This window comes from Corynebacterium sp., from assembly GCF_052107835.1.
Classification (GTDB): domain Bacteria; phylum Actinomycetota; class Actinomycetes; order Mycobacteriales; family Mycobacteriaceae; genus Corynebacterium.
In genome coordinates this window covers 1-22,044 of sequence record NZ_JBQEDF010000039.1, presented here as the reverse complement: position 1 = coordinate 22,044, position 22,044 = coordinate 1, and the positions used below count along the sequence as shown (strand labels likewise).

At 67.9% G+C, this 22,044-nt stretch carries 23 protein-coding genes; 12 read left to right on the top strand and 11 right to left on the bottom strand.

Annotation, left to right across the window (positions count from 1 at the left end):
• The 3 genes from ACTIL2_RS10310 to ACTIL2_RS10300 form a co-directional block, all read right to left on the bottom strand.
• On the bottom strand, positions 1-1,860 hold the full coding sequence (locus ACTIL2_RS10310) for a BCCT family transporter (RefSeq protein ID WP_442337389.1): 1,860 nt from the start codon (positions 1,858-1,860) through the stop codon (positions 1-3).
• Between the two features lie 269 nt (positions 1,861-2,129).
• Positions 2,130-2,939: a hydroxymethylpyrimidine/phosphomethylpyrimidine kinase gene (locus ACTIL2_RS10305; RefSeq protein WP_442337382.1), complete on the bottom strand. Its 810-nt coding sequence runs from the start codon at positions 2,937-2,939 to the stop codon at positions 2,130-2,132.
• Positions 2,940-2,975: 36 nt separating this feature from the next.
• Positions 2,976-4,262 (bottom strand): pyridoxal phosphate-dependent aminotransferase, encoded by a 1,287-nt coding sequence (locus ACTIL2_RS10300; RefSeq protein WP_442337381.1) that lies wholly within the window; start codon positions 4,260-4,262, stop codon positions 2,976-2,978.
• Here ACTIL2_RS10300 and ACTIL2_RS10295 point away from each other — a divergent pair.
• Positions 4,261-5,718 carry an aminotransferase-like domain-containing protein gene (locus ACTIL2_RS10295; RefSeq protein ID WP_442337380.1) on the top strand — a complete coding sequence of 486 codons (1,458 nt, stop codon included), beginning with the start codon at positions 4,261-4,263 and terminating at the stop codon, positions 5,716-5,718. The two genes, ACTIL2_RS10300 and ACTIL2_RS10295, sit on opposite strands and share 2 nt — an antisense overlap.
• Here ACTIL2_RS10295 and ACTIL2_RS10290 read toward each other — a convergent pair.
• The 4 genes from ACTIL2_RS10290 to ACTIL2_RS10275 all read right to left on the bottom strand — a co-directional run bounded on the left by ACTIL2_RS10290 (position 5,666) and on the right by ACTIL2_RS10275 (position 9,342).
• Positions 5,666-6,526 carry a Cof-type HAD-IIB family hydrolase gene (locus ACTIL2_RS10290; protein ID WP_442337379.1) on the bottom strand — a complete coding sequence of 287 codons (861 nt, stop codon included), beginning with the start codon at positions 6,524-6,526 and terminating at the stop codon, positions 5,666-5,668. The genes ACTIL2_RS10295 and ACTIL2_RS10290 overlap by 53 nt on opposite strands.
• Positions 6,523-6,984 (bottom strand): META domain-containing protein, encoded by a 462-nt coding sequence (locus ACTIL2_RS10285; RefSeq protein WP_442337378.1) that lies wholly within the window; start codon positions 6,982-6,984, stop codon positions 6,523-6,525. Before ACTIL2_RS10285 ends, ACTIL2_RS10290 begins: the two co-directional genes overlap by 4 nt.
• A 22-nt stretch (positions 6,985-7,006) precedes the next feature.
• On the bottom strand, positions 7,007-7,453 hold the full coding sequence (locus ACTIL2_RS10280; protein WP_442337377.1) for an META domain-containing protein: 447 nt from the start codon (positions 7,451-7,453) through the stop codon (positions 7,007-7,009).
• Between the two features lie 98 nt (positions 7,454-7,551).
• Positions 7,552-9,342, bottom strand: a complete 1,791-nt coding sequence (locus tag ACTIL2_RS10275) for a penicillin-binding transpeptidase domain-containing protein (RefSeq protein ID WP_442337376.1) — start codon at positions 9,340-9,342, stop codon at positions 7,552-7,554.
• Positions 9,343-9,481: 139 nt separating this feature from the next.
• Here ACTIL2_RS10275 and ACTIL2_RS10270 point away from each other — a divergent pair, with 139 nt between their 5' ends.
• Positions 9,482-10,531: an alpha/beta fold hydrolase gene (locus ACTIL2_RS10270; protein ID WP_442337375.1), complete on the top strand. Its 1,050-nt coding sequence runs from the start codon at positions 9,482-9,484 to the stop codon at positions 10,529-10,531.
• Positions 10,532-10,622: 91 nt separating this feature from the next.
• Here ACTIL2_RS10270 and ACTIL2_RS10265 read toward each other — a convergent pair whose 3' ends face one another.
• Entirely contained in the window at positions 10,623-11,363 is a 741-nt protein-coding gene (locus ACTIL2_RS10265) for a GAP family protein (RefSeq protein WP_442337374.1), read from the bottom strand.
• 85 nt (positions 11,364-11,448) lie between these two features.
• On the opposite strand from ACTIL2_RS10265, the gene ACTIL2_RS10260 reads away from it, so the two are divergent.
• From ACTIL2_RS10260 to ligD, 7 genes are read left to right on the top strand one after another with little or no spacing between them, the layout of a single operon-like run.
• On the top strand, positions 11,449-12,636 hold the full coding sequence (locus tag ACTIL2_RS10260; RefSeq protein WP_442337373.1) for a sensor histidine kinase: 1,188 nt from the start codon (positions 11,449-11,451) through the stop codon (positions 12,634-12,636).
• 13 nt (positions 12,637-12,649) lie between these two features.
• Positions 12,650-13,303: a response regulator gene (locus ACTIL2_RS10255; RefSeq protein ID WP_442337372.1), complete on the top strand. Its 654-nt coding sequence runs from the start codon at positions 12,650-12,652 to the stop codon at positions 13,301-13,303.
• Positions 13,304-13,312: 9 nt separating this feature from the next.
• Positions 13,313-14,113: a class I SAM-dependent methyltransferase gene (locus tag ACTIL2_RS10250; protein ID WP_442337371.1), complete on the top strand. Its 801-nt coding sequence runs from the start codon at positions 13,313-13,315 to the stop codon at positions 14,111-14,113.
• 21 nt (positions 14,114-14,134) lie between these two features.
• Entirely contained in the window at positions 14,135-14,698 is a 564-nt protein-coding gene (locus ACTIL2_RS10245) for a hypothetical protein (protein WP_442337370.1), read from the top strand.
• Between the two features lie 37 nt (positions 14,699-14,735).
• Positions 14,736-15,746 carry a GNAT family N-acetyltransferase gene (locus ACTIL2_RS10240; protein WP_442337369.1) on the top strand — a complete coding sequence of 337 codons (1,011 nt, stop codon included), beginning with the start codon at positions 14,736-14,738 and terminating at the stop codon, positions 15,744-15,746.
• A gap of 46 nt (positions 15,747-15,792) precedes the next feature.
• Positions 15,793-16,761 (top strand): isopenicillin N synthase family dioxygenase, encoded by a 969-nt coding sequence (locus tag ACTIL2_RS10235; RefSeq protein WP_442337368.1) that lies wholly within the window; start codon positions 15,793-15,795, stop codon positions 16,759-16,761.
• Positions 16,762-16,815: 54 nt separating this feature from the next.
• The gene (gene ligD, locus ACTIL2_RS10230; protein ID WP_442337367.1) at positions 16,816-18,102 is read left to right on the top strand and encodes a non-homologous end-joining DNA ligase; all 1,287 of its coding nucleotides are present in this window, start codon (positions 16,816-16,818) and stop codon (positions 18,100-18,102) included.
• Here the strand turns inward: ligD and ACTIL2_RS10225 are convergent.
• The gene (locus ACTIL2_RS10225; RefSeq protein WP_442337366.1) at positions 18,071-18,394 is read right to left on the bottom strand and encodes a thiamine-binding protein; all 324 of its coding nucleotides are present in this window, start codon (positions 18,392-18,394) and stop codon (positions 18,071-18,073) included. The genes ligD and ACTIL2_RS10225 overlap by 32 nt on opposite strands.
• A 55-nt stretch (positions 18,395-18,449) precedes the next feature.
• On the opposite strand from ACTIL2_RS10225, the gene ACTIL2_RS10220 reads away from it, so the two are divergent.
• Positions 18,450-19,364, top strand: coding sequence for an NADP-dependent oxidoreductase (locus ACTIL2_RS10220; protein ID WP_442337365.1), 915 nt, complete (start codon positions 18,450-18,452; stop codon positions 19,362-19,364).
• Positions 19,365-19,368: 4 nt separating this feature from the next.
• Here ACTIL2_RS10220 and ACTIL2_RS10215 read toward each other — a convergent pair whose 3' ends face one another.
• Positions 19,369-20,499: an aminotransferase class V-fold PLP-dependent enzyme gene (locus tag ACTIL2_RS10215; protein ID WP_442337364.1), complete on the bottom strand. Its 1,131-nt coding sequence runs from the start codon at positions 20,497-20,499 to the stop codon at positions 19,369-19,371.
• A 61-nt stretch (positions 20,500-20,560) separates the two neighbouring features.
• Between ACTIL2_RS10215 and ACTIL2_RS10210 the strand changes: the two genes are divergently transcribed.
• Positions 20,561-20,896 (top strand): DUF952 domain-containing protein, encoded by a 336-nt coding sequence (locus ACTIL2_RS10210; protein WP_442337363.1) that lies wholly within the window; start codon positions 20,561-20,563, stop codon positions 20,894-20,896.
• A 245-nt stretch (positions 20,897-21,141) separates the two neighbouring features.
• Positions 21,142-21,576: a hypothetical protein gene (locus ACTIL2_RS10205; protein WP_442337362.1), complete on the top strand. Its 435-nt coding sequence runs from the start codon at positions 21,142-21,144 to the stop codon at positions 21,574-21,576.
• A 12-nt stretch (positions 21,577-21,588) separates the two neighbouring features.
• Here ACTIL2_RS10205 and ACTIL2_RS10200 read toward each other — a convergent pair.
• A partial coding sequence (locus ACTIL2_RS10200; RefSeq protein WP_442337361.1) for an HIT family protein occupies positions 21,589-22,044 on the bottom strand: 456 nt, incomplete at its 5' end.

The window sequence follows — 22,044 nt, the reverse complement described above, 5'->3', positions numbered from 1 at the left end:
CTAGTCCCTGTTGCGCTCCGGGGTCTCGGGGAGACCGTCGGCGTCCTCGTCGCCGATGTGGTCGGCGCGCCCGTCCCCGGGGGTCCAGCCGTCGGCCCACTCTCCGGAGCCGTAGTCGTAGCCGACGCTCCGGCCGTCCTCGTCGGTGCGCTGGTACCACTCGGTGACCTCGTCGGAGGTGGAGTCGAAGTGGGCACCTGCGCCCTCACCCTCGGCCGCGCGCGAGATGGACAGCTCGAAGTCGTCTCCGTGCTCCTCGAGCCCCTTGACCACCGCGTTCTTGATGGCGGTTTTGGCGTAGGTGCGGCGGATCGCCGCCGGGTCGGTGCTGAGGTCGCGCAGGAAGGCGACGATCAGCCCCAGCAGCACCACCGAGAACGGGATGGCGATGAGGATCGTCAGGTTCTGCAGGCCGGTCAATGCGTCCTCGCCGCCGGTGAGCAGCATGACCACGGCGATACCCATCATGCACAGGCCCCAGAACACGACGACGAGCTTGTTCGGTTCCGGGTTGCCCTTCTCCGACAGGGTGCCCATCACCAGCGACGCGGAGTCCGCGGAGGTGATGAAGAATACGGCGAGCACGAAGATGATGATGAACGGCGTGATCCCCGCGAGCGGCAGGTTGTCGAACATGGAGAACAGGATCTGCTCGGAGGAGCCGTCGCCCTCCATCCCCTCGGCACCCTCACGGTGCTGGGAGATCGAGGCGCCGCCGAAGACGGTGAACGCCAGGATCAGGATCGCCGTGGGGACCAGGGTGGTGACCACGGAGAACTCGCGCAGGGTGCGTCCACGCGAGATCCGGGCGATGAACATGCCGACGAACGGGGTCCAGGCGATCCACCAGGCCCAGTAGAAGGCGGTCCAGATGGCCTGGAAGTCGACCGTGTCCTGGCCCCAGGACAGTGACTTGCCCATCATCTCCACCAGGCTCGAGGCGTAGGACGCCACACCGGACGGGATGAGGTTGAGCAGGAACAGCGTCGGTCCCGCGATGAAGACGAACAGCACCAGCCCGAGGGTCAGGGTGATGTTCAGGTTCGACAGGTAGCGGATGCCGCGGGCCACGCCGGAGACCGCGCTGATGATGAACGCGAGGGTCAGGACGGCCATGATCAGGATCAGCGCCGAATTCGCCAGCTCACCGATTCCGGAGATGATCTCCACGCCCGTGCCGATCTGGATGGCGGCCAGGCCCAGGGTCGCGGCGGTGCCGAAGAGCGTGGCGATGATGGCCATCATGTCCACGAGACGTCCGGCGACGCCGTTGGTGTGCCGCTCGCCGAAGAGGGTGCGGAAGACGGAGCTGAACAGGGACACGCGGCCGCGACGGTAGGTGCTGTAGGCGAGTGCGCCGCCGACCAGCGCGTACAGCGCCCAGGGGGACAGGCCCCAGTGGAAGTGGGCCTGCGCCATGCCCTGGTGGAGGGCCTCCGGGGTGTCGGCGTCGACCGTGTGGGGCGGCGGGTCCATGTAGTAGGTGAGTGGCTCGGAGGGGCCGAAGAAGAAGATGCCCACGCCGATCCCGGCACCGAACATCATGGCGACCCAGGCGAAGCGGGAGAACTCGGGGGATTCGTCGTCCTTGCCGAGCTTGATCTGCCCGAAACGGGAGAACGCGAGGTAGACCATCACGACCAGCGCGATGATCATCACGATGTTCAGCAGCCAGCCGGTGTTCTCCATCGCCCAGGAGAACATCGAGGAGGAGACGCTGGACACGGAGTCCGGGTTGATGACACCCCACGCGATGAAGGCGACGATGAGCACTGCGGTGATGGAGAAGACGACCTTGTCCAGGCCGAAGCGGTTACGCTGTTCGTCGACACTGATCCCGGGAACGAGTCCGGGGTGCATGTCGTCCGGGTACAACCCGACGTTGCGGGTGGAGGTCAGGAAACCGTCGGTCGCCTTACCGTTGTTCTCTGGCGTCTCGGGCACAGAGTCATTCCGATCTCCGCTCTGTCGGTTCCTGAGGAGGTCCGCAGAGCGGGGTAGGTGTCAGTTCGACGGTCCACCTTACGGGGCGGGGGTGCCTGATGCCGGGTGCACGGGCTACGTCCCTATCCCGTACGCCCGTGCGCTGCGGTCTTCCCTTCACACACTAAGGGGCGTGTGCGGGGGTGTCACGCCCCCTGCCAGACCGTGTCGAAGGGGGTGTTCGCACTGACCCGGTGCTCGATACCGCGGGTCACGAGGTCCTTGGCGACCTGCACGGCAGTGGCGATGTCATTGCCCTTGGCCAGCTCCGCGGTGACGGCGGCGGCAACGGTGCAGCCGGCACCGGACACACGCTGCTCGCCGATCTTCGGCGCACTGAAGCGGGTGATCTCGTGCCCGTCCCAGAGGACGTCCACAGCGTCCTCGCCGGGGAGCTCCACCCCGCCCTTGGCCAGGACGTAGGGGACGTGTTCACCGATGCGCTTGGCAGCCTCCTCCAACTCGGCGACGGTCTCGATGCTCTCCATGCCGGACAGTGTCTGGGACTCGAAGACGTTCGGGGTGACGACACTGGCCAGCGGCAGGACCTTCTCCCGCAGCGCGTTGTCGGTGTCCAGCGCTGCGCCGGCCTCCTGGCCCTTGCAGATCAGCACGGGGTCGACGACCAGGTTCGTCCACTCGCGCTCGGCGAGTTTCGAGGCGACGACGTCGATGGTCTGGGGCGTGCCCAGCATGCCGACCTTCGCGGTGGTCATGGCGTCCGGTGCGTGCGTGGCGAATGCGGCCTCGAACTGTTCGGCGATGATCCCCGGATCGACCGGGTGGAAGCGGTGGGCCCAGTTGTTGTTCGGGTCGAAGGCGACGATGCAGCTCAGTGCGCCGACGCCGTAGACGCCCTGCTGCTGGAAGGTCTTCAGGTCAACCTGGATGCCGGCGCCACCGGTGGCTTCGGAACCGGCGATGACGAAGGCGATAGGGGTGGGTGGAGTGGTCATGGGTCAATGGTAGGCGGTAGGGGCTGACTGGGGTGTTCACTGCCGATAGTTGACGAGGAAGTTGCCCATCCGCTCCATCGCCGTGGCAAGCACCTTCTCCCCGGGCAGCAGGACGATGCGCAGGTGGTCCGGTGCTGGCCAGTTGAAGCCGCGTCCGTGCACCAGCAGGATGTGCTCGCGCTCCAGCAGGTCCATGACCAGCTGCTCGTCGTCGTGGATGTCGTGGACTTCCGGATCCAGACGGGGAAAGGCGTACAGGGCACCCCGCGGTGTCACGCAGCTCACGCCGTCCATGCCGTTCAATGCTCTGTCCACCACGTCCCGCTGTCGACGCAGCCGTCCGCCCGGACCGGTCAGTGAGGCGATCGAGAGGTCGGCGTCCGGCACTCCACCGCCACCGCCCAACGCGGCAACGACCGTGTGCTGCCCCGGGACATTCGGGCACAGGCGGGTCGACGCCATCAGGTTCAGTCCGTGCAGGAAATCGGAGGCGTGCTCCTTCGGGCCGGACACCACCATCCACCCGGCGCGGTAGCCGGCCAGACGGCTCGACTTCGACAGCCCGGAATAGCTGAGGGTCAGGACGTCCGGGGCGACGGTGGCGACGTGGGTGTGACCGGTCCCGTCGTAGGTGATTTCGTCGTAGATCTCGTCGACCAGCAGGGTCAGCGAATGCCGGCGCGCGATGTCCGCGATGCCCTCCAGGATGTGCCGGGGGTAGACCGCCCCGGTCGGGTTGTTCGGGTTGATCACCACGATCGCGGTGGTGCGTCCGGTGATCCTCGCCTCCATGTCGGCGAGATCGGGGTTCCAGGCGTCCTGTTCGTCGCAGCGGTAGTGCACGGGGGTGCCGCCGGCGAGGGTGACCATCGCCGTCCACAGCGGGTAGTCGGGTGCGGGGATCAGGATCTCGTCGCCGTTGTCGACCAGGGCCTGGCAGGTCATGGTGATCAGTTCGGAGACCCCGTTGCCCAGGAACACGTCCTCACGGTCGAGCGTTGGGAATCCGGCGACAGCGGCGTAGCGTCCGATCACCGCGTCGACCGCGGCGGGAATGCCGTGGGAGTCGGAGTAGCCGTGGGAACTCGCCAACGCCTCGGCCATGTGTGCCGTGATCTGTGGTGGAGCCTGGAAACCGAAGGGCTGGGGGTTGCCGATGTTGAGTTTCAGGACGTCTGTTCCGGCGCGTTCCATCTCGGCGGCGCGGTCGGCGACGGGCCCGCGGATCTCGTAGAGGACATTGCGCAGTTTCGAGGACTGGCGGACAGTGCGCCTCGGTAGCGGTGTCGATTGTTGCGTAGTAGCGCTACTATCTATTCTCATGTCCAACAGTAGCAGTTCCCGCCTTGTTTCGGAACTCCGGCGGTGGATCGCCGGGCGTGCCCCCGGGAGCCGTCTGCCGGCCACCCGTGCCCTGGTCCGTGAGCACGGTGTGGGGCCCGGAACGGTGCAGGCGGCGCTGCGCACCCTCGCCGCCGAGGGGTTGGTGGAGACCCGCCCCGGGGTCGGAACGTTCAGCACCGCCGGTCACGGTGCCATGACGCTGCGCCCGGCCGACTATTCCTGGCAGGCCGGGGCACTCGGACCGGTGGGAACCATCGGGCACATGGGCACAGTCGCTGACGAAGGTCCGTTGCGCACCGTTCCGACGGACACCGTCTCCCTGCACGTCGGCTACCCCGACCGCAGGCTGCTGCCCGAAAAGCTCGTCCGCCAGGCACTGGCCCGTGCCGCGCGCAGCGAGTACGCCGTCGCGACCGCACCGCGTGCCGGAATGCCCGGACTGCGCAGCTGGTTCGCCCACGAGCTCGGCAGCCACACCCCACCCGGGGTACCCGCGCCTTCGGCGGCGGATGTGACCGTCCTGCCCGGAACCCAGTCCGGTCTCGCCGCGATCTTCCGGGCGGTCGCCGACCCCGGGGAACCGGTGCTCATCGAATCGCCGACGTACTGGGGAGCGATCCTGGCCGCGGCCCAGACCGGGGTGAACCTGGTCCCCGTCGCAGGCGGGACGGGAGGGCCCGATCCGCTGGAACTCGAGCGTGTGCTCGCCCGCACCGGCGCCCGTGCCTTCTACGCCCAGCCCCGGTACACCAACCCCACCGGCGTGCTCTGGTCACCGGCCCGACGACGGGAGGTCATGGACGTCCTGGAGAAGCACGGGTGTTTCCTCGTCGAGGACGACTGGGCCCACGACCTCGGCCTCAGCGGGGAGACCGAGCTTCCCCCGATGGCTGCCCGGGACACGGACGGCCGGATCATCTACCTGCGCTCGCTGACCAAGAGTGTGTCCCCGGCACTGCGGGTGGGTGCCGTCATCGCCCGCGGGCCAGTCCGGGACCGCATCCTCGCCAATGTCGCCGCGTCCGCGATGTACGTCTCGCCGGTACTGCAGGCCGCCGCACTGGATGTGGTCAGCCAGCCCGCGTGGAACACCCACCTGAAGGGGTTGCGTGGTCAGCTGCGCTCCCGTCGCGACCTGCTGGTCGATGCGGTGCACACCCATCTCCCGGAGGCTGCTCTCACCGGGGTCCCTGCCGGGGGCCTCAACCTGTGGGTGCGTCTGCCCGACGCCACCGACCTGCACCGGCTGGTCATCGACTGCGAACGTGCCGGGGTGGTGATCGCGTCAGGCGATGCGCTGTTCCCCACTGAGGCCGCGGGACGCTACGTCCGGCTGAACTTCGCCGGACCCGACTCGGCGCGTTTCGGCGACGCCGTGCAGGTCATCGGGGACTGCCTGCGCGGGCAGCTGGAAGCCCCAGGAGCTCCTCGATGACGACGGCCACGCCGTCATCGTCATTGGAGGCGGTGACCTGGTCCGCGCACGCCAGCACGGTCTGACCGGCGTTGGCGACGGCGACACCGTGGCCGGCCCAGGCGAGCATGTCGGTGTCGTTGAGCCCGTCACCGAAGGCCAGCACGTCCCGCCGCGCGATACCCAGGTGGGAGCAGAGCTGCTCCAGGCCGGACGCCTTGGACACCCCTGACGCCATGACCTCGACGAACGGTGCCCCTGACATGGTCATCTCCAGGTGCGGGGCGAGACTGCGGGTGCTGGCCCGCGCCCTGTGGAACAGCTCAGGCGCGGGAAGCGTGGGGTGGCGGAAGACAAGTTTCAGGGCGGGTGCGCAGGTGAGGTCGTCCAGGGCGGCCGCTCCCATCGTCGCCGGGTCCCGGCTGTGGTCCGACAGCGTCGCCATCGCGGCGTACCCGTCCTGGGCGAGGAAGACCCGGCCCGCCTCGCGCACCGCGGCGAAGCGGACGTCTGGTTCCCGCTCGCTGACCGCTGACGTGAAGTCCTCGAGCACGCTGACCTGCAATTGTGTGGAGTACAGGACCTCATCGCTGGTCAGGTGGATGCCGTAGGCGCCGTTGCCGCACAGCGCCCAGTCCGCGAACCGGGTGGCATGGTTGACGGCATGGAGGCCCACCGGATTGCGCGCCGTCGCCGGGACGACAGTGATGCCTGCGGCACGCGCAGCGTCCAGTGCGGCGACCGTGCGTCCGCTCACGGTCCGGTCGCTGCGCAGCAACGTGTTGTCCAGGTCCGTGGCGATCAACCGGGGGAGCCTGCGGTGGTTCACCCGGCCGGTTCCTCACCGGGCACCAGGATGCCGACCTCCTCACCCTCGCGGCCGAGGACGGTCAGCCGGTCACCGTGGTGTTCGACCGTGGTGACCTGCAGCAGCCACTGCGACCAGCCCTCGGGGCAGGCCATCATCGTTGTGGCGAAGGGCTCGAGTGTGGCCGCACCGCTGGCGTCATCGACGGTGAACGTGGTGCCGATCCCGTTGCAGGCGTCGCTGCCGCGGACGTTGCCCCGGTCGTCGAAGGTGAGGTAGCCGTTGCCGTCCGGGTCGACCCAGGTGCCGGTGAATTCAGTGTTCCCGGGTGCGTCGGGGCTGTCTGCCACGGTGTCCTCCTCGGTGGTCGGTGTCTCCTCCGGTGCTTCTGCGTCCTGTTCCTGTCCGCAGCCGCTGAGCAGGCCCGGGACAAGAACGAGTGCCGCCGCACAGGCGACGGCACGGGTTCGGAAAGTCATGCTGATACTGTGTCACATCCTCCTACGCCGGGCGCAGGACGCCGAGGACGTTGCCGCCGTCGCCCAGGACGACCATGAAGACGCCGTAGTGCTGGATGGACTTCACACCCATGAGCCACTGGCTCCAGGGGCCGGTGCAGGCCATCTGGGTGGAGAGGAACGGTTCGACGAAGGCGGCGTTGCCGGCGACGGAGTAGTTCGTCCCGATGCCGTTGCAGCCGTCCGTGCCGGACAGCCGGCCGTTGTGGAAGGTCAACTCACCGCCGCCGGTCGGGTTGACGTCGACCCATTTCCCGGCGAACTGCATGGAGGGAAGTGATGACTCCGGCAGTGATGATCCCGGGACGTCCGGGAGCTCGGGCTGCGTCTGTGCTGCGGGTGCCCCGGCCAGGCCGACCGCGGCGAGTACCGCGACGGTGCCGGTGACGATCCGGCGCCGGAAGGTGTTCTCTGACGTTGTGTGTGCCACTGTTCCTGCCACTCCTCGTGGGGGTCTCGGTGGATTGTGTGTCAGTGACTCCATCGACGGGGTACCCCGCCCCGTTAGCCCCGGCACGGAAAACCGGGTCAGCCGGTGACCTCCGAGAGGGCGTCGTCCCGCAGGAAATCACCGGCCATGTCCACGGCCGGGCCCGAGGAGTCCGCGCCCTCGATGAAGACGCAGAAGGCCATGTCACCGACGATGCCGACGAACCAGCCGTGGGCGGTGGCATCGTCGATCTCCGCGGTGCCCGTCTTGCCGCCGAGCCCCTCGATATCGCTCAGCTGGGACGCAGAACCGGAGGTCACCGTTTCCCGCATCATCGAGCGGACATGCTCGACGACCTGCGGATCCATGGGCTCCGGAGCACTGTCCGGCGCGACCATCTCCGTCTCCTCTCCCTGGATCAGCGACGGGGTGACCATCCGACCGCCGTTGGCGAGAGACGCCTCCATCAGGGCCAGGCCGAACGGGGACGCCAGCACCTCGCCCTGGCCGATGGCGGACTCCACCCGGGCCGGGCCCTGGTCGGTCTCCGGCACGGACCCGGTCATCGAGGTCATCCCCGGGGCCTCGAAGTCGGCCCCGAGCCCCAGCTGCATCGCGGTGTTCCTCATGTCCGTCGGTTCGAGGTCACGGGAGATCAGGGCCTGGGTGGTGTTGCAGGATTCGGCGAAGGCGGTGTGCATGGGGACCTCACCGAGGTCGAAGTCGTCGTCATTGGGGATCACGCGCCCGTCGACATCCACCGAGGCGGGGCATTCAACCCGGTCGTCGGGGCCGACGGTGCCCCGGGCCAGGGCGGCTGCGGTGGTGACGGTCTTGAAGGTGGATCCCGGCGGGAACTGTCCGGTCGTCGCCGGGGTGCCCTGACCATCGGCCGCACCGTTCTGCGCGGCGGCGAGGATCCCGCCGGTCGACGGCGAGATCGCCACGATGGACGCGGCCTCGTCGGTGCCCTCCATCGCGCGCTGCGCCGCCGCCTGCACGCCGAGGTCCATGGTGGTGCGGACCGGCTCCGACTGCTCAGGTTCCTCCTGTCCCAGGACCACCGGTTCGGCTCCGTCCCCACCGTCGGCGGGGCTGGTGGCCAGGGTCCAGCCGGCGGTCTCGTCGAGCCTGTCCTCCCAGAACGTGCGCAGCCCACCGTCCAGCGGCGAGGAGGTCGACTCCCCGGGCAGCAGACGTCCCTCCTCCCGGGACTCCACGCCCGGGATGTCGGTCAGTGACCCCATCACCCCCTCGGCGTCGTCCTCGCGCAGGGAGAACAGTGCGGTGCCGTCGCCGCCCGCTTCGGTGATCTGGGCCGCGGCGTCCCGTGCGTCGTAGTCGGGGATCGCCGGACGCACCGCGTCGGCGATGGCGGACGCCTGGGCGTCCGGCTCCATCTCGTCGGTGGCGGATGCGGTGACGACGGTGACGTCCGTCCAGGCGAGCTGCTCATCATTGCGGTGGTCGAGCACGGGAAGGTCGTAGGTCCGGTCGTCGGAGTAGGTCAACGTGGTGTCGGCGGTGAGGTCGGACGCCAGGATCTGCGGGTCCCAGATGACGGCGTCATCCTCGCCGGTGGACAGTGTGCCCTCCGACGTGGCGTCGTCGCCGGACGGGACGGTCCAGGTCGCGCTGGTGGAGCCCTCGTCCTGCTCCAGGTGCAGTTCCGTCTCCCCGGTGTTCGTGTCGATGTCGGTCAGGTACTGTTCGGCGGCCTGCGGATCATCGGTGTGGGACGCCGCGGCCTCCCAGTCTGAGTTGTTGACGGCCTCGACGAAGTCCTCGGTGGGGGAGGACGACCACGGTGCCGAGCATCCGCCGAGCAACAGGGCCGCGACGGTGAGTGTGGCTGCGGGGGCAGCGAACGGGGCGGAGGGCTTTCTCATGCGACCATCGTAGGGGGAGGAAACCGGTGACGTCAGTACTGTGACGGAAGGGCGATTCCCGAAATGGTAGTGGCGTACATCACGGTGAGTGTGTACTTTCGTTGGGGATATTGTCGTCAATTCCGCAGAATGAGGCCAGATGATCTCCAACGACTTCTACACCGCCGAAGCCCAGGGTCCCTACGAGACCGCATCCATCGGAACGCTCGAGCTGGAGGAGGGCGGCGTCATCGACGACTGCTGGCTCGCCTACGCCACCGCCGGTGAACTCAACGAGGACAAGTCCAACGCAATCCTGATCCCCACCTGGTATTCGGGGACCCACGGGACCTGGTTTCAGCACTACATCGGGGAGGAGCACGCGCTCGACCCGTCGAAGTACTTCATCATCAGTGTGAACCAGATCGGCAACGGCATGTCCGTCTCCCCGTTCAACACCACCGACGACTCGATCTCCATGTCGAGGTTCCCTCAGGTCCGTATCGGGGACGACGTGGTGGCCCAGGAACGCCTGCTGCGCGAGAAGTTCGGCATCGAGAAACTCTTCGCGGTCGTCGGCGGGTCGATGGGTGCGCAGCAGACCTACGAGTGGATTGTGCGGTTCCCGGACAAGGTCCAGCGTGCCGCACCGATCGCCGGCACCGCGAAGAACACCCCGCACGACGTCATCTTCGCTGAGACACTGCGCGAGACCGTCGAGGCGGACCCCGGGTTCAACGGTGGGGAGTACGGCTCCCACACCGAGGTGGCCGACGGCCTGCGGCGCCAGTCCCACCTGTGGGCGGCGATGGGCTTCTCCACGGAGTTCTGGAAGCAGGAGGCGTGGCGCAGTCTCGGCTTCGATTCGAAGGAGGCCGTGCTGGCGGACTTCCTGGACCCGCTGTTCATGGGAATGGACCCCAACACCCTGATGAACAACGCGTGGAAGTGGCAGCGCGGGGACGTCTCCCGCCACACCGGCGGTGACCTGGCCGCGGCCCTGGGACGGGTCACCGCCAAGGTCTTCGTGATGCCGATCAGCGAGGACATGTTCTTCCCGGTGCGTGACTGTGCCGAGGAGGAGGCGCTGATCCCCGACAGCGAGTTGCGGCCCATCGATGACATCGCGGGCCACCTGGGGCTGTTCAACATCAGCCAGGACTACATGGCCCAGGTGGACGCGAACCTGAACGAACTGTTCGCCGGATAGCCGATCGGCATGTAACCGATCGACATGATCGCGCGGCACCGTCAATTCCGTTACCAACCATCAGCAGGTCACCGAAACATGAACTGAAGCCTCACCCCAGAACAGCCGGGGCGGTGTTCAGCGTGATGATCACGCCGACGATCCCCACCGTCCAGGACAGGGTGTCCGCAGCACTCCGGATACCCCAGGCGCGGATACGGTCGAGCAGACCGTCCACCCGGGATCCAGCGAGGGCGCGGCCCAGTGACAGGATGACCCCCGGCAGCAGCATCACGGCACAGTAGCCCACCAGGATCAGGGCGGCGCCCCCCATCCCGGTACCGCTGTCGGCGATGATGCCGACCGCCGCGATGTACGGGATCATCGACGCCGCCTCCACCACCCCGGCCACCAGGGCCAGGCCGGTCAACGCCCGGAGACTCCCGCCGGCCCTGCGCACCCGCTCCAGCCAGCGCCGGGCACCGGCCTCGGGGTCGCCGCCGCGCTTGCGGATGGCCTTGGGGTCGATCCAGAAGGACAGCGCGAGCAACAGGACACCGGCCACGGCGTACACGGCCATGGCGGCGGTGGACGTCAGGACGTCCTGGAACCGTTCGAGGAGCGGCATGGCCCCGGCGGTGAGCGCGAGCCCGAGTGCCCAGTAGAACACCCCGATGACCAGCAGGTAGTAGAGGGTCCGCCCGGCGAACCTGCGGGCATTTCCCGTCGTTCCGGCGGCGCCTGCGGTGACCAGCAGAAGGACCGGGACCACGAGGGTGCCGATGCTGGTGGAGTCCACCAGCGCGAGAACCAGCAGTGACAGGTATCCGAGGTGGTCAGGTAGCACGTCCATAGGATGATTCTGCGCTGCACCGGGGAGGCGGAACCTCCTCCATTGGTAGGAGATCGCGGGGCCGTCCCCTTGCTAGCCTGATCACATGGCACAGGACGCACCACGCAGGATCCCCATCGCGGGCGATGCCCGTACCGTGGTGGTCTACGCCGCGGTGGTCCTGGTCCTGTGGCTCGCCGGGATCACGAACCAGCCGTTCATGGGTGGTGATCCGGTCTGGCCGGGGTGGGTCTCGCTGGTCCTGATGCTCGTCGGCGCCGGCTTCACCGGGTTCAGGACGTCGCGCCCGGGGATCATGCTGGCGGTCGTCATGCCGCTGAGCCTGGCGGAGCTGCTGTTCGGCGGGCAGGGCAGTGCCTACGTGCTGCTGGTGGAGGCGTTGTGGGCGCCGGTCGCCCGGGGCAGCGGCCGCGTTGCGCGGGTGACCACGGCTGTCGGCGTGGGGCTGGGCATCCTGCTGGGAGGGGTGCTGCTCGCTGTCGGCCTGTCCGACCTCCCGTGGACGACAGCCGTGGTGTTCGCGCTGCTGATGGTTGTGGTCATCGTGGCCACCCCGCTGGCGTGGGCGTGGGAGGTCCGCCACCACCGGCTCGCCCAGGAGGCGGCGGAGGAGTTGGCCAGGACCGAACATGAACTGGCCGGCGAGCGCGCGGCCCGTGAGGTCGAGGCCGACCGGTTGGGTATCGCCCAGGATCTCCACGACGTGGTCGCCGGTCACCTGTCCGCGGTCACCCTGCACACCAGCCTCGCCGCGGAACTGCCGGAGGAGGACGCCCGGACGCGGTCACTGGAGACGGCCCGCACCAGTGCGGAAGCCGCACTGCGCGACCTGCGCTCGGTCATCGGTGTCCTCGCCACGGCGCAGGACAGTGCGGCGCAGCCCACGTTGAGCTGGGACATCCTACGGCGGCGTCTGGGGGACGACGCCGCGGTATCGGTGGACGGGAACGTCGAGGACCCGGACACTGTCCCGGCCCCCGTGCGCTCCGCACTGCTGCACATCGGTGCGGAGGCCGTCACCAATGCCACGCGCCACGGAGCGCAACCACGGTCGCTGTCGGTCACGGTGCATGACGGGAACGCCACCCTGGACTGCGTCAATGACCTGCGCGCGGGGTCGTCCTCCGGCGATGACCCGTCGGTAGGCGGACCCACGCTCGGCCTGCGGGCGATGTCCAACCGCGCGGAGGCCGTGGGAGGGTGCGTGGACGCCGGTCCCGACGCCGCCCACGGACAATGGAGGGTCACCGCCCGCGTGCCCCTGGAAAATTGAAGGAGTGTTCGTGATGCCGAGTTCACCGATCCGCGTGGTTGTCGCCGATGACCATCCGGCATTTCGGGCCGGAATCGTCACCCTGCTGGACTCGGCCCCGGACATCAGCGTGGTCGGGGAAGCAGATGACGGCCCCTCCGCCCTGGAGGTCGCGGGCACGGTCCGGCCCGATGTGGTCCTCACCGATGTGCGGATGCCCGGCGCCACCGGGATCGACATCACCCCGCAGCTGTGCTCCCAGGGGATCAGGGTGCTGGCGATCTCCGCCTTCGGGCTGGACGAGTACGTCCTCGACGCCATTGCCGCGGGTGCGGACGGCTACCTGGTGAAAACCGAGCGTCCGGCGAACATCATTGCGGCGGTGCGTTCCGTGTCCAGGGGGGAGGCGGCACTGTCCAACGAGACGACCGCGGCGGTGGTCGCCGCGCTGAGGACGAGGGAGGGCGAGTCCGGCGGCACACCGGAACCGCCCGACGCGGAGGTCCATCTCACCGGGCGTGAGGAGGAGGTGCTGGCACTGATCGCCGAGGGGCACGCGAACCGCCGGATCGCCGGGGAGCTGTTCATCAGCGAGACCACGGTGAAGACGCACCTGGGAAACCTCTTCGCCAAGCTCGGGGTGACCTCGCGCGTGCAGGCCGCGCTCTGGCACGGGCGGCACCGCTAAACTGGGTGGATGACCAGCTCCCGGTACACCCACGGCCACGGACGGGCCACCCTCGGAAACCATGCGGCACGCACGGCCGGGGACTCGGTCGGCTTCGTCCTGCCGCACCTTCACAGGGATGCCAGGGTGCTGGACGTGGGCTGCGGTCCCGGTTCGATCACCGTCGATATCGCGGCCCGTATCGCCGGGCTGGGCGGGGCAGCCTCCCAGGTCACCGGGGTGGAGAACACCGAGGCACCGTTGGACGCCGCGCGCGGGCTCGCCGGGCAGCGTGGGGTGGACGCCCGGTTCATGACCGGGGACGCCCACGCCCTACCCTTCGCCGGGAGCTCCTTCGACATCGTCCTGGCGCACCAGGTCCTGCAGCACCTTCCGGACCCGGTGGCCGCGCTGCGGGAGTTCTCGCGGGTCACCGCTCCCGGTGGTCTGGTCGCCGTGCGGGACGCCGACTACGCCGGGATGTTCTTCCACCCGGAGACTGCTGGGATGCGACTGTGGCAGTCGCGCTACCGGGAACGCGCGACGGGCAACGGCGGGCAGCCGGATGCTGCACGCAGGCTCGTCCGGTGGGCGCTGGACGCGGGTTTCCGGTCCGGGCAGCTGGAGTTCAGCACCTCGACCTGGACGTACTCGGCAGGCAGTGCGCAGTGGCTGGCGGACAGCTGGATCGCCAGGTCACGGGAGACCCCGGGGGCCGGCAGGGAGCCCGACGCTGACACCGGGGACATCTGCGAGGGCTGGCGGCAGTGGGCCGCTGATCCCGCCGCGGTTTTCGTGATGCCCCACGGCGAGTTGTTGATCAGACTCTGAATACCGTGGGACAATCGGGCCATGAGTAACCAGCAGCCCTACCGTCAGGATCCGAACCGCGGCTACGGCCAGAACCAGCCGACCCGCCAGTACAACCAGCAGCAGTACGGGCAGCAGCAGTACAACCAGCAGTACGGTCAGCGTCCGCCGCAGCAGCGTCCGGAGCCGGAGAACCTGCTCGCGGGGCGGTTCGACACGAAGAAGGTCATCATCAACCTGGTGATCCTCGGTGTGCTGTGCGCGGTGATCTCCTTCGCCGTGCTGCTGGTCATCGACCTCATCGTGTCGGCGATCTCCGGGTGGGGCGCGCAGGGGCCGGGCAATGCCGTGGTCTACGGTGCGATCGCAGGCATCGTCGGTGTCCTGGCCGGACTGCTCTACATTCCGGTGGTGGGGACCGGGAACGAGAACCTCTTCGGCGGTGCCATCCTGGCCCTCGCTGTGGCTGCCGGGGTGGTGTACGTGATCTTCGGCGGGCTGCTCGACGGGGACTGGCACACCCTGCTGACCCTCGCGGCGATCCTGTGCACCGCCGCAACGGCTTCCCTGTCACCGACCCGGATCGAATCCGCGCGGGTGCGGTAGGCTGCCGCGGGACTTCACAGCCTGTACGGTATGTGCGATGACCTCACGATTCACCGTCACCGACGTCACCGCAGCCGATCACCGGGGGCTCGACGCGCTCTGTGGGCTGAGCGACGACGCCGAGGAGGCACTGTTCGGCGTCCGACCTGTCACGCTCCCTGACCTGTGGCGTACGCAGATCAGTGACGGGCGGTACTTCGCCAACCGCTTCTGGGTCGCATGGGACGGTGCAACGCCGGTGGGTTTCGCCCATCTCACCCTCCCTCAGAAGGAGGACCTCGACCAGGCCTTCGTTGAACTGTGCGTCCCGCCGGTCCACCGCGGCCGTGGTGCGGGACGCCTGCTCGTCGAGGCGGCGGTCCGTCCGGCTGTCCTGGAATCGGGCCGCGGCACGGTGAGCACCTTCTCCGAGGTCCCACTGGAGGGTGACACCGCGAATTCCCTGACACGGGACGTTGGGCTGGAGTTGAAGTCCGCCGAGATCACACAGGTGCTTCCTCTGCCGTTGGGCGCAGAAAGATTCGTGGAACTCCATGACGCCGCCGTCGCCTCCTTCGGCGGATACCGCATCGAGGGCTGGATCGGAAATGTGCCGGAGCAGTACATGGAGCAATGGTGCGAGCTGGGCAACGAATTCAATGCGGGGCTGCCCCTCGAGGACCTGGAATCAGAGGTGCCGGTCAGTACGCCCGAGCGTGTCCGCGAACGGGACAAGCACCGCGAGGCCTGCGGGCATGCTCTGGTCACCTCGGCAGCGTTCTCGCCGGCCGGGGACCTGGTTGCTGTGGCGCAGGCTGAGGTGAGTCTCGGAACCGGGAGTGCCCTGGCGCTGCAGGCGAATCTCATCGTCACCGAAGCACACCGCGGACACCGCCTGGGTATGGCGGTCAAGCTGGAGGGACTGCGTCTGCTCCACGAGCATTTCCCGGGTGTCACCGCGATCGCCACCTGGAACTCGCAGGTCAATGAGCATGCACTGGCTTTGAACCGGGAGATTGGATTCCGCCGGATCGGTCGCGAGGTGGCGTACCAGGGGAGTGTACGATAACGGCAACCCGTGGACGCTAAAGAAAGGCAACCCTATGACCGGGATAATGCTGGACATACCCCTCATCGACGTGTCCGACTGGCGGACCGCCGGTCCGGACAGACGGCGCGAACTCGCTGAACGCCTCGATCACGCCATGAAGGATTCCGGGTTCTTCATGGTCAGCGGCCACGGGATCGACCCGGTTCTGTCGTCCGACCTGCGCTCTGCTGCCGCAGAGTTCTTCCACCTGCCGGACGGAGCCAAGGAGAACTACCGCACCGTCGTCGGCGGCCGCGGCTGGATCCGCACGGGGGACGAGGCCAACGCCTACTACGGGGAGGACGCCGACGCGGAGAGGGCCGACCTCAAGGAGACCCTCACCTTCGGACGTCCGCACACCACCGGGGACGCGGTGACCGATGCCGCGCACTTCCGCCCCAACGTGTACCCGGCCGAAGTCCCCGAACTGGAAATTCTGGTCACCCGGTGGATCGGGGCAGCAAGGGAGCTGTACACCGACATCCTCGAGATGCTCGCCACCGCGCTCGGGCTGGACGACCGGTACTTCGTGGACCGGGCGGGGAACTCGCCGAACACCTTCAACGTCAACCGCTATCCGGCACTGTCCGTGGTGGGTGCCGCGAAGCAGGACCAGTACCGCATCGCCCCGCACACCGACTGGGGCCTGGTGACCATCCTCGACCGGCAGCCCGGTCTCGGCGGACTGCAGGTCCAGACCGCGGACGGGCAGTGGCAGGACGCGCCCTACGTGGAAGGCACGATGACCGTCAACATCGCGGACCTCCTGGCCCGGTGGACCGGTGACAGGTGGCGTTCGACCAGGCACCGTGTCCTCGCGCCGAGCGCGCAGGACCCAACGGAGGAGCTCTACAGCATCATCTGCTTCTGCGAACCGGACATGGACCAGACCGTGGAACCCTTCGCGCCTCCGGTCGGTGGCGGCGTCCACTACGAACCGGTGCTGGCGGGGGACTACTTCGCCGAGCGGAACTCCGCGGCGACGGTGGGCTGATTACCCGGCAACAACGAGTGACACCTCCCGGTGGACGGTGCCAGACTGGGGTGCATGGCTGCACAGGAGACCACCGTGACCCTCGCCGACCATACTGTCCGTGTCTCTCACCCGGACAAGGTTCTCTACCCGTCCACCGGAACGACGAAGCGCGATGTCATCGACTACATGATTGCGGTGGCGCCGTGGTTCACGGCCCATGCACATGACCGGCCCGCCACCAGGAAACGGTGGGTGGGCGGGGTCGGGACGGCCGCGGATCCGAGCGAGTCGTTCTTCGAACGCAATCTCCGGAGTGCGGGGGTGCCGGGGTGGGTGGACACCCGCGACTACGAGCACCAGAGCCGCACGGTCACCTATCCGCTGGTCAACAGCGCTTCCACACTTGTCTGGCTCGCCCAGCTCGATGCCCTCGAGGTCCACACACCACAGTGGCGGTACGGACCCCGCGGTGGAGTTCGCAACCCTGACCGCATGGTCTTCGACCTTGACCCGGGGCACGGTGCGGGCATGGAGGAGTGTGCGGAGGTCGCCCACCTGGTCAAGGAGAAGCTCGACGTGCAGGGTCTGGTGTCCGTGCCGGTCACGACCGGGAGCAAGGGTATTCACGTCTACGCCGGCGTCGACGGCAACCACAGTCGGCGCGTCATCCGGGACCGGGTTCACGCGATCGCGGATGATACTGCTGCCGAGCGCCCTGACCTCGTTGTCTCCACGATGGGCAAGGCGGTGCGCGAGGGGAGGGTGCTGATTGACTGGAGTCAGAACGACGGTGTGAAGACCACATGTGCGCCCTACTCACTGCGTGGTCGACCGCGGCCCATGGTGGCCGCGCCGCGTCGGTGGGACGAAATCGGCCCCGGCGTCCAACAACTCGGGTACCGCCAGGTCATGGAGCGGCTGCTCACCGACGGGGACCCGATGGGTGCGCTGGCCGGGCCCGGGGACGGTGGACCGTCCTTCGTGGTCCAGGAACATGACGCAACAGCCCTGCACTGGGACCTCCGTCTCGAGCACAACGGCGTCCTTGTGTCGTGGGCCCTACCGAAAGGTGTTCCGACGGACTCAGGGCAGGACCGGCTGGCGGTGCAGACGGACGACCACCCCCTGAGCTACGGGGGTTTCGAGGGGACCATCGGGGAGGGTGACCCCGGTGCGGGCACCGTAACGATCTGGGATTCCGGGACCTATGTCCTGGAGTCCTGGGGGGACGACAGGATCATTGTGGAACTGTGGGGGAGTGACAGCGGGGGACTCGGTGGCACTCCGACGAGGTTGGCCCTGATCAATGCGGGGATGAACGGGGACCCTAAGAACTGGCTTCTCCATCTGATGGACTGAGGGCCTCGTTGAGCCGCTCGACCTTGCCGGTGATCTCCCCGGTGTGCCCGGGGCGGAGATCCGCCTTCAGGACGAGGGACACCCTGGGGGCTACCTCGGCGACGGCGTCACAGGCCTGTTTGATGACCGGCATCACCTCGTCCCACTCGCCTTCGACGGTGGTGAACATCGAGGAGGTCTCGTGGGGGAGCCCCGAAGCCCGGATGACCTCGATGGCCCGCGCCACGATGTGCGACATCGAACCGTCCGGCTCGGGGGTGGTGGCAGGTGCGATGGAGAATGCGAACAACATGTCACCGAGAATAGTATCCGGAATGGATCGGGGTCGGTACGGCGTTACCGGGGACATGAGCACTTACATTGAACAGGAAGAATTCAACGACCCCATCCGCCTCGCACGCGTCGAACGCGAGGAGCCGCTCCCCGGACACGGGGAGGTCCTGGTCAGGGTCACCGCCGCCGGGTTGAACCCGGTCGACTGGAAGATCGCCACCGGACAGCTCGACCCGTCCGTGCTGGGCTTGTCCGCCCCGACCGGGTACGGCAACGACTTCGCCGGCGAGGTCCAGGCGATCGGCGAAGGTGTCAGCGGCTTCGCCGTGGGGGACCGCGTCTTCGGCGGCGCCAGGGCCCGGGCAGTGGCTGAGCACCTGGTCATCGACTCCGATCAACTGCACCTCACCCCGGACGGGGTCAGCGACGTCCAGGCGTCGACGCTCGACATCGCGGCGCCGACCGCATGGGCAGCCATCGACGCGGTGGCGCCCGCAGAGGGGGAGACGGTCCTCATCGGCGGGGCGGCCGGGGGAGTCGGCGTCCTCGCGGTCCAGTTCGCCGTCCAACGAGGGGCGCGGGTGATCGCCACGGCATCCGAGCACAACCACGGTTTCCTGCGCGAACTCGGCGCGGAGCCGACCACCTACGGTGACGGTCTGGTGGACCGGGTCCGGGGACTCGCGCCGGACGGGGTGGACGCCGCCGTTGATCTGCAGGGGTCCGACACCGCTGCCGCCGCGGTTGAGCTCGGGGTGGCGGAGTCCAGGATCTCGGCGATCGCCGCCGGACCGGACGCGCCCGAGGGGATCGTGTCCACCGGTGGGTTCGCCGCGGAGGACGGCGTACTCGACCGGATTGCCGCCGACATCGGCTCGGGGAGGACCGTCGTGGAGATCGCGAGAACCTTCCCGATCTCCGAGACCTCGGCGGCGGTCGACTTCCAGCGCACCGGGCACGTGCGCGGCAAGGTCGTGGTCACCGTCTGAGGCTCTACAGTCCCAGCGTGTCCAGGGCGGTGCGGAACCGGTCAACGGCGCCATCGACGTCCTGCAGCTTGTCCAGGCCGAACAGGCCCAGGCGGAAGGTGGAGAAGTCGTCGCGCTCACCGCACTGCAGCGGCACGCCGGACGCAACCTGCACTCCGGCCTCCCTGAACTTCGCGCCGGACTTCAGCGCGGGGTCACCGGTGTAGGCGACGACCACGCTGGGGGCGGCGAACTCGCCGGTGGCGATGGTCTGGATACCGCGCTCGTCGAGCAGGGCACGGACCCTCGTCCCGAGCTCGATCTGGGCGTCCCGCAGCTTGTCGAGCCCGATTCCGTGGGCCTCGACCATCAGGGCGGCGTTGTGCGCCAGACCGTCGGTCGGCAGGGTGGCGTGGTAGGGGGTGCGTCCCGCGGCGTACTCGTCGGTGATGAAGAGCCACTTCTTCAGGTCCACAGCGAAGCTGGTGGAGGTCGAGGCGTCCACGGCCTCGCGGGCGGCATCGCTGAGCATCACGTAGCCGGCGCAGGGAGTGCCGCTCCAGCCCTTCTGCGGGGCGCTGACCAGGACGTCCACCCCTGTCTCCGTCATGGAGACCCATGATGCGCCGGAGGCGACACAGTCCAGGACGAACAGTGCACCCACCTCGTGGGCGGCCTCGCCCATCGCGGTGAGGTAGGCGTCCGGGAGCTGGATCCCTGCCGCGGTCTCCACGTGCGGGGCGATGACGATCTCGGGCTTCTGCTCGCGGATCGCGGCGGTGACCTCGTCGATCGGTGCCGGTTCCCACGGGGCGGTGGTCTCGTCGGCGGTCTGCCGGGCTTTGAGGACGGTCACGTCACCGGTGATGGACCCCATGTCGATGATCTGCGACCAGCGGAAGGAGAACAGGCCGTTGCGCACGATCAGAGTGCGCCTGTCCGTGATCAGCTGGCGGGCGACGGCCTCCATTGCGTAGCTGCCGCCGCCGGGGACGACGGCGGCGCTGGTGGCGCCGTAGGTGCTCAGGAGCACGTTGCGGATGTCCTGCATGACGCCGACGAACCGGGCCGACATGTGGTTGAGGGAACGATCGGTGAAGACGACGGAGTACTCCAGCAAGCCGTCGGGATCGATGTCATCGTGGGGAAGGCTCATGTGTATATCCTGGCACACGCTCTCAGGTGATCGCTCACCAGGTTATGGAATAGTGACGTGCATGACCCTCTACCATCTCGCACTCCGGAACGACTGGACAGGTGCCGCGGAAGCGGGGGAGTACCGTGTGTCCACACGGGGACTGTCACTGGAGGATGTCGGTTTCATCCACGCCTCCCACGCAGGGCAGGTTTCCGCGACAGCGGAACGCTTCTACCCGGACGTGCGGGACGAGCTGTGCGTCCTCGTCCTCGACGATGCCGCCATCAGGGCTGCCGGAGTCGGGATCGAGGAGGAGGACGCGGGCACGGGGGAACTGTTTCCCCACATCTACGGGGCTATCCGTCCCGAGTGGGTGACGGAGGTGGTTGATCTGGGGGACTGGCAGCCCGGATGATGGATGAGTCGTGGAAGGTGGCGTGCGCTGCGGCCTCCCGGGTTCTTTTCAGGGCGAATTCCGCGTCAGTCAACTCTTCCGGCCTGACGTGTCCGCAGGTGGGGGCCAGCCTCGGTTCCGGTACTGCCGCGCGTTTCGTTTCGGAAAGTAGTTGACATGACCGCTATATGCGAAATGCTGGTAGAACAGAGGGGGTCGACCCGGTCGACCCCACTGAAGTAATCCGCTGGAAGGAACCGCAACACATGACCACGATCAACGACAGGAACCTCCGTAAGGCCCGCCGCGCCGGACGCACCGCGAGCACGCTCGGCCTGGCCTTCCTCGGAGCAGCCGGCGGAAGCTGGTTCGTGATTCGTCAGCAGCTTCTCGCTGAGAGCATCACCGTCCACCCGGACGTCAAGTCACTGGCTGGCCGGAAGGTGGGGGACCCCGTGACCGCATACGCGCAGGCGGACATCGTCAACAAGCACCTCCTGTCACAGACCGAGGGCAAGCCCTTCGCCGAGCTGCCGATGGACGACCCCGCGCGTGAGGCGGCGCTGATGGCGGCGACCGTCCGGTCGTCGCTGCTGACCTCCGTGCTGTCCTTCGGGCTGTCCGGCCTGGCAGCGGGAGCGGGGGTTACCGCCCTTGTCGCCGGCCGTGGGCTGAAGAAGGTCGCTGCGTCGGGCGAGTAGCGGGCCCTGTGTTCAGAGCGAGTGCTTCCTCAACGCCTCGGCGAAGGGTGCGCGCTCTGATTCACTGTGCCACGTGGCAGCGTCATTGAGTTCGTAGAGCTCGTCATCCGTGTATCGCGGGATGACATGGGTGTGGAAGTGCCACATGTCCTGGTTTCCGGCCGGCTCGTTGTGCTGGCGCACGGTGATGCCTTCGCATGGATATGCGCGGCGCATTGCGATGGCAACGTCCTGTACGAGATCCCATACGGCGTGTCCGGTGTCCCGGTGTAGGTCGTAGATGTTCTCTATGTGCTCCCGAGGGACAATGAGGGCGCCGCCCGGATTGTCCGGCCACCATTTCGGCGAGATGAGCGCGAACGCGGCTCCACGGTCGACCACGAGATCCGAGGCAGCATTGTGCTCGCTGTAGTCGCCGCCAACGAAAGCACACATCGGGCAGTGGTAGTTGGCGGGGGCGTGGGTGAT